This window comes from Frankia sp. CeCAU1 (assembly GCF_977971845.1).
On sequence record NZ_CDWWXA010000036.1, the window covers coordinates 1 to 7576 of the forward strand.

The following is a 7576-nucleotide window of genomic DNA, read 5'->3' on the forward strand; positions in this document are numbered from 1 at the left end:
AGGTCTAGGACTACTCCGGTGGACACGATTTGTGGCGTTCTAACTTTTCGGTCTGATCGGCGTCCCAGCGCGAAATGACTCAGAAGAGCTAGCCTCGTTGGTCCGGATGGGCTAGCACAGCGATCCGCTGTGCTAGCCCATCCGGACCAGTAGGAGGCGCTTAGAGATCCCCGTCGAACCGCGGCCGAAGGCGGACAGCAACCCGGGTCAACGCGGGCACCGCTGAAACCCGCACCACACCCACAAGAGCCCTTCGGTAGCCGGCGAATACGCCAAGGCAGGTTGAGCCCGAGAGACACGGCGCAGCGGACGCTGCTGGACCACTTGGGAGGAGGAGCGTCGAGGGCTACTGTTGGCGCATTCCGACTCGCTGTCCGCCACCAGCGGTGGTGCGGGACGAGGGAGGAGCCCAAGACCTCGTGACGAACAGGCCCAGTCTGCGGGTGGAGCAGGCGGAGCTGCGGGCGCGGATGCGCACGGCGGGCATGTCCCATGACGAGATCGCCGTCGAGTTCGCCCGCCGCTACCAGTTGCGCCCCCGCGTCGCCTACCGCGTCGCGCACGGCTGGACCCAGACGCAGGCCGCGAACCACATCAATGCCCACGCCGCCCGTACCGGTCTGGACCCCCGTGGCGCCGCCCCTATGACCGGCCCACGGTTGTCGGAGCTGGAGAACTGGCCGCTGCCGAACAGCCGCCGCCGGCCCACCCCCCAGATCCTCGCGCTGCTCGCCGAGGTCTACGGCACCGGAATCCACAACCTGATCGATCTCGACGACCGCGAACACCTCGCCCCTGCCGATAATCTCCTTATCAGCAAGACGCCGAGAACTATGCGGGCCAGACTCGAAGAACTACCGAAGCCCAGGGACGCAAGCCGGGCTGAGATCGCCGGAAAAGACATCAGAACGCCCACTCCGGTGATGCCTTCGCCAGCCGCGGAAGTGACCGTTTCCCTTGGCGGTAGATTTGACCGACAGGCGGAAATATTTGACGTCGGCGTTCGGCTGCGATATTTCGCAGGACTCTCCACGCAAATGCCTTTCCTCGACTATCTCGACGTTTTCGTCGAGGACTGTGTCGCCTCCTATGAGGCGCGGGGCCCAGAGCATCTGATGTCTCTTGTCGTACGCCAGCGGAAGGGCGTGCAGACCCTCGTCGAGGGCTGGCAGACGTCCCGGGACCGGGTCCGGCTGCTGCGGGCCGCGGGGCGGCTGTCGGGGCTGGCCGGCTATATGGCGGTGAACCTCGGGGACTTCCCACTCGCGCGCGCCTACTGCGTGGAGGCGTTCACCCTCGCTGTGGCCGTCGAGGACAGCGATCTGGCGGCCTGGGTACGGGGCACCGAAAGCCTGTGCGCCTACTACGCCGGTGACTACCGGCTGGCGTTGGAACGGGCCCGCGAGGGGCAGATCCACGCCGCGGGCGGGCCGCAGGCGATCCGTCTGGCGATCAACGGCGAAGCCCGCGCCCTGGGCCAGCTCGGCGACCGCGACGGCGTGCGGGAAGCCGTCGGCCGCGCGTTCGACCTCGCCGAGGGCACCGAGCTACCCGAGGGCATGTCGCCGTGCATTTCCTTCGGCGCCTACAGCTTCGCGCGGATCGCGGCGAACGCCGCGACCGCCCACGTCGGCACCGGCGACACCGCCCTCGTCCAGAGCTACGCCCAGACCGCCAGCGGCATGCCGGGCGCCGACCGTTCCCGGTGGAGCGACGTCCTGATCACCCTCGATGTCGCTACCGCGCTGACGGCCGGCGCCGACCCCGACCCGGAACACAGCGCCGCGCTCGGCGTCGAGGCCCTCACCCGCGCCGGTGCCGCCCCGATCGAGTCGATCCGCCAACGCGGCCGGGAACTGGCCCGCCGCACCGCGCTGGCGGGCCCTGCCCGCCGTCGCCGAACTCGCCGAGGTATCCCAAACACTGCCCTACAGCGCGTCACGGTGAGCGAGCACGACCCGGTCCATGACGACTGGGAACGCTTCCGGGTCCTACCCTCCATGACCGACCACTGGGACCGGCCCGGCTGGACCCCGGGCCGGAGCAGCTTCCACTGGTTCCTGACGTTTGACAGCGCCGCGCTACGCGACCTTGCCGCGACCTGCCAGCAGCAGCTGCACGACCTCGCCTGTCTCGACCCGGTACCCGGCGAAGGGCTGCACCTCACCGTGCGCCGGCTCGCGTTCACCGACGAGATCGACCCCGCCACTCTCGCCACGGTCACCCGCCGGGTCGCCGAACAGTGTCGTCACCAGCCGGCGTTCCGGCTACGGGTCGGACCGCTGGCAGGATCAAGCGGCGCGGTCCGCTTCACCGTCACCCCCTGGGAACCACTCGTCCGACTGAGAGACACGGTGGACGATGTGTCCATCGCCTGCGGCCTGCCCGCCGTCAAGCGGCGTTTCCGGCCGCATGTCGGCATCGCCTACTGCAACCGCCACACGCCCGCGGAACCGATCATCCACCGGGTCGCGGGGCTGCGTGACCTGCCCCCCGCCGAGGTCTCCGTAGCCGATCTACGGCTGGTGCGGCTGTATCGCGACGGCCGGACCTACCAGTGGGACACCGTGGCTGTCGCCCCTTTGAGCGCCTGACACGTCTCGTCGGGACTACCCGGGTCGGACGGCGCGGGGTTGCAACGGACGAGAGGCGGGCCCCTGGTTCAGGGCCGGGTGAGAGCGAGCTGAGCGAGACCGGCCAGCCCTGACGATGCTCGGCCGGGCCACGCACCTTGGGTGGGTCGAGCTCTACAAGGTGTGGGAGATCGTGCAGGACGGCCGCGACCCGATTGCCCTCGGCTGGGTGACGAAAGCCGAGGCGCGGGCCTTCACCCAGGCCGCGAACCATCCCGGCATCAGCGGACAGGCCGCACGGCACGCCAGGATGCCCGGCACCCCGAGCAAGACATCGGCCCTGGGCCTCGCCGAAGGACGAGCCTTCATACGGCGAGTGATCCTCGCCTGGATCGCGGCGGAACGACCTGACGCCGGCGGACTACGACTGGAGCTGCCGGGGAGCAACGACAGCGGTGACGGCCATCGCCGCGTGGTCGCTGAGGCCCTCGTGGCGGGGGGCATGGAGGTAGTCACACCGGGTCAGGTCGAGCCGGCCGTGGGTGAGGAAGGTGTGGTCGAAGCGGTAGCCGTTGCCGCCGCGGCCGTACCAGCTGTGGCCTGGGGTGGCGGGGTGCAGGGTGCGGTAGGCGTCGGTGAGGCCGGCGTCGGTGAAGGAGCGGTAGAAGTCGTACTCCCAGCGGCCGAAGACCGGGTAGTGCGGGACGTGGCCGGGTTCGACGACGTTGAGGTCGCCGGTGACCACGACCGGCCCGTCGAAGCCGGCAAGGACGCCGGGTAGGGCCCGGGTGACGGCGTGTTGGAAGGCGCGCTTGTTCTCGTTACGGCGAACGGCCGGCCCGCGGGACGGGACGTAGAGGCCGACCAGACGCAGCCGCTGTCCACCGATCCGCAGGTCCACCACGGGCGCGCGGTGGGCAAGAACGTCGATGCCCGCGGCCACAGGTTCGAGGGGCGCGCTGCGGGAGGCGATGACCGTGCTGTAGTCGGGCACGTCCGACCGTGGGGGGTGGATGTGGGCGTAGCCGTGCTGCGCGAGTGCGTCGAGGAGGGCGTGGCCGCCGGGCCCGTGGCCGACCTCGGTGAGCACGACGACGTCCGCGTCGGGCTGCTGTCCGAGCCAGGCGGCTTGGCGGCGGGCCCGGTCGGGTGCGGCGTGCTGGGCGTTGAAGGTGACCAGCCGCAGCTCGGTCGTCGCCGCGGGAGCGACCGGCGCGGGCGGGTTTGGGAACAGGGCCTGCTGGGGGTTCATGCGGGTGGCGCCGTTTCGTCGAGGAAGACCTCGCCGGCGGCGTCGAGGTCTTGCTGGAGCTGGCCGAGGGTGGCCCGGACGAAGGTGAGGTCATCGGCGGACAGGGGTGTGTCGAGGGCGGTGAGGTTCTCGCGGATCTGGTCGGGGGTGGTGAAGCCGACGAGCACGGCCGCGTTGTCGGCGCGCTGAAGGCTGTAGGCCAGCACCACCCTGGCCAGGTCCTGAGTCGACGGGCCGAACCGGTCGCGCAGGGGCGCGAGCCCACGGCCGATGACCGCGAGTGCGTCAGGGGTGTACCAGCGTTTGCGCTGCCGGTGATCCCCGTCGCCGAAACGGGGCGGACGGCGCGGGTCGTACTTGCCGGTGAGCAGGCCCTGGCCGAGCGGCTTGTTGATCAGAATGCTGGTGTGGTGGTCGGCGGCGAGGGTGAAGATGTCCTGCTGGCCGGCAGGTGCGGGCGGGGTCAGCGGGTTGTGGCGGACAGCGAGGAAGTCAGGACGGACGCGGTCGAACAGGGCCCGGAACCGGGCGTGTTTGTCCGGCCGGGCGGATCGTGGCTGGGTGAGCCGGTGAGGGGCGTAGCGGTGCGGGCCGCGCATGCCGACGCAGCGGACGAGGCCCTGGCGTTGGAAGTCACGCATCTGGGCGATCGCGTCGTCGAGGTAGCGGTCGTCGGGGCCGAACTCGCTGGTGTGGAAGAAGTAGATGTCGAGCCGGTCGGTGCGCAGGTTCTCCAGGCTGCTCTCCAGCTGGCGGCGCATCGCCGAAGGCAGGTAGGCGTGGGCGGCGGTCCCGGCGAAGTAACCGACCTTGGACGACAGCACGAGACTGTCCCGGTCGACCTGGGCTACGAGGTGGCCGAGGAGGCGTTCGGAGTGGCCGTGGCCGTAGACGTCGGCGGTGTCGAACAGGTTCGCGCCCAGGGTGTAGGCGAGTTCCAGTCCTGCGAGGGAGGCGCGGTCGTCGGCGGTGGACCAGCCCATCGGCAGGCCCAGGTTGTGGTCCGGTCCGCCGATGGCCCAGCAGCCGACGCCGACGGGGTGGACCGTCAGCCCACCGGCGAGCGTCCGGGCGGTCAGAAGATTCGGTGCCGTCATCTCGTTCCCCTCGTTGTCCGCCGGCTATCTCTGGGATCGACCTGTGTGGACACTGCTGGCTGTGACGTTAGGGTCACCGGCATGACGACTCCGGACCCTGCCACCCTGCTGGACCTGGATGCGATCAGGGCGAAGGGGTGGGCCGACCGTAGCGACTTCCCCGACGCCGAGTTCGACCGGGCCGCGGCGTTCTACGCGGCGATGCGCGCCCACGACGAGCGACTGCACGCGGTGCGCGCGCAGGCGTCGGACCTCATCGAGCGCTGGACCGGGCACCGGCCGCGCGACGTCGGCTCGTTCGGCACCCGGTTGAACCTGGAGACCTCGGATCTGGACCTGGGAATCGGCTACCCAGTGGAACGCCGCGCTGAGCTGATGGCCACGCTCGACGGGAACGCCCGTTTCCTCGGTGAGCGCTACACCAGCTTCTCCACCAGCCGGTTGGTGTTCACCTTCGCCGTGGACGACGTGGAGATCGACCTGAGCGCGCTCACGGTCGACGACTTCGCGGTCGCCTGCCGGATGCTCGGCCAGATCGACGAGTCGATGAGCCACGACGAGCGGGTCTGCCACACCTGGGTCAAGCACCTGCTGCGCGCGACCGGCCGGCTGGAGGACTACGCGGCGTGGAAGCTGGTGACCTACGCCCGGTTCTGCCCAGAGTTCAACTGGGTGCCGATCCCGGAGAAGACCGGCAGCTGACCGGCCGCGGGCCGGCGGGTCAGCTGGCACAGGAGTCCGCCGCGTTGATCAGCGTCCAGCCGCTGGCCGCCGACTACCGCCGGTTCTCGACCGTGAGCAGCTCCGCGTGCTCACGGTCGAGAACGGGCAGCAGGTCGTGCACGGTAGTCGCGAGCACGCCCCGGAGCAGGGCGAGACGCTTCTCGACCCGCTGCCAGATCCGGGCGTCCAGGATCGCTTCGGCAGCCGGATCGTGACAGAGCGGCTGGGCGTCGACTTCAATGATCAGGTCGCCGAGCACCGTGTAGCTGGCGTCCTTGAGCACGCCGCGGGCCTCGCGTACCTGGCGGCGTGGGTCGCCGTCGAAAACCTTCTCCAGCGACTTGAACGTGTAGTCGAGGGCGAAGTGCCGGTCGACCCAACGCTGCGCCCAGCCGGCGGCGACCCCGATCCGCCAGTCGGCGTAGCGGGCCTCGACCCGGCCCATGCTCGGCGTCACCGCACCGGCGAGGCCGGCGTGCTGGACCTGGCGGGTGTAGGCGGCACCGATCAGGCATTCCATGCCGACCAGCAGGTAGGAGATCCCCTGGTAGAACGGCCTGCCCACGCTGGCCGTCGCGACAAAGCTGCTGTCCCTCACGCCGCGCGCGACCTCGGCGGCGGGAAGATCCGGTCGCGGGGCCAGAAGGAGGTCGGTGCGGCCCTGGAACGCGTGGGTGGCTTTCAGCTCGTCGAGGGTCATCAGCGGGTCGAAGGTGATGTAGGTGAACCGGGTCGGCACGCCGAGCGCGGACAGGGTCCGGACCGCCAGCACGTTCTGCTCGCCGGTTGTCCCCTTCGCGAACCGGTCCAGGACGCTGTCCACCCCGGACTCGACACCGAACAGCATCCGCCGCAACCCCCAGGCGACCAGCATCCGCCACATCTCGGCGCGCTCGACATGCCAACCGAGGTCCCGGCCCGGGTCGACGACCTGGTCGACGCGGCAGCTGGACTCCCAGCCGAAGCCCGCCCCGCGCAGCAGACCGGCCAGCCGCAGCGCCCGGCCCGGGGCATCAGGGCCGCGGCCGAGGAACTCCTCGTCGACCAGGTACAACGTCCGCGACACCTGCGGGTAGCGGTCGAAGACCGCCGCCAGCTCGCCCAGCAGCCACGGCAGCTGGCCCGTACCGGCCCCCGCCCAGCTGCCCTTGTGGTCACGCGGGCAGAACGAGCAGTAGCTGGTGCAGCCCCGGCTGGTCTCCAGCTGCGCGACACCGTGGTGGTCGAACGTCGCCGGCAGCAGATCGAGCTCGGGAACGACATCCGCTGTCACATCCCGGGTGACGGGCTTCGCGGTCCTCCGCCGCCCGACCGTCAGCCCACCCCCACGCGGTGCTCCGATGAATCCCAGACCGGGAACCTCGTCGAGGGTGCGGTCGCCGTGCCAGTGCGCCAGTAACGCGCTGATCGTGGCTTCCCCGCCCGCTCGGGCAACCAGCAGCGACGGGAACCGGTCGAGCAGGACCCTCTCGACCCGCGCGGAAAGGCTGCCGCCGACGACGATCAGTGGCGGAGCGTCCTGGGCGTAGACCGATTCCAGTAGCTGGACGAGCAGGTCGTACTGGCCGAACGTCGCCGAGACCCCGAGAACGTCCGGCCGGTCTGCCTCGATACGGGCTACCAACCCGTCAAGGGTGAGCCCGAGCTGCATGTCGGCCAGGGCCACCGTGCCCAGCAGCGTCTCACGGGCCGCGCGCGCCACCGTGCTGATCCCCAACGGGAACCGCGGCAGCGGAAACGTCTCCGGGTGATACAGCGCCGCCAGCAGCACGCCGGGCCGCGACAATCGATCCACCCCCGGCTCGTGCACGTCGGCCAACGACAGCCAGGACGCCGGCTCGTCGAGCACCACCGTGTCCCGGGCCCACGCCGGCCAGGCCCGTGAACGGTGCGGTTGACCCGACAGGTCCGCCACCACCCAACGGCCCTCA

At 70.2% G+C, this 7576-nt stretch carries 5 protein-coding genes; 2 read left to right on the plus strand and 3 right to left on the minus strand.

Features of this window, described 5'->3' with window-relative positions; all coding sequences use genetic code 11:
* Nucleotides 1-470 precede the first annotated feature (470 nt).
* Nucleotides 471-2594 (plus strand): 2'-5' RNA ligase family protein, encoded by a 2124-nt coding sequence (locus AC08OO_RS09110; RefSeq protein ID WP_476609579.1) that lies wholly within the window; start codon nucleotides 471-473, stop codon nucleotides 2592-2594.
* Nucleotides 2595-2994: 400 nt separating this feature from the next.
* Here AC08OO_RS09110 and AC08OO_RS09115 read toward each other — a convergent pair whose 3' ends face one another.
* Together AC08OO_RS09115 and AC08OO_RS09120 are read right to left on the minus strand one after the other, a co-directional pair.
* Nucleotides 2995-3825 (minus strand): endonuclease/exonuclease/phosphatase family protein, encoded by an 831-nt coding sequence (locus AC08OO_RS09115; RefSeq protein WP_476609542.1) that lies wholly within the window; start codon nucleotides 3823-3825, stop codon nucleotides 2995-2997.
* Nucleotides 3822-4922 carry an aldo/keto reductase gene (locus tag AC08OO_RS09120; protein ID WP_476609543.1) on the minus strand — a complete coding sequence of 367 codons (1101 nt, stop codon included), beginning with the start codon at nucleotides 4920-4922 and terminating at the stop codon, nucleotides 3822-3824. The genes AC08OO_RS09115 and AC08OO_RS09120 overlap by 4 nt, the downstream gene beginning before the upstream one ends.
* A gap of 81 nt (nucleotides 4923-5003) precedes the next feature.
* Here AC08OO_RS09120 and AC08OO_RS09125 point away from each other — a divergent pair, with 81 nt between their 5' ends.
* Nucleotides 5004-5624 carry a hypothetical protein gene (locus AC08OO_RS09125; RefSeq protein WP_476609544.1) on the plus strand — a complete coding sequence of 207 codons (621 nt, stop codon included), beginning with the start codon at nucleotides 5004-5006 and terminating at the stop codon, nucleotides 5622-5624.
* Nucleotides 5625-5697: 73 nt separating this feature from the next.
* Here AC08OO_RS09125 and AC08OO_RS09130 read toward each other — a convergent pair.
* The coding region (locus tag AC08OO_RS09130; protein ID WP_476618416.1) for a B12-binding domain-containing radical SAM protein at nucleotides 5698-7576 on the minus strand (1879 nt) is incomplete at its 5' end.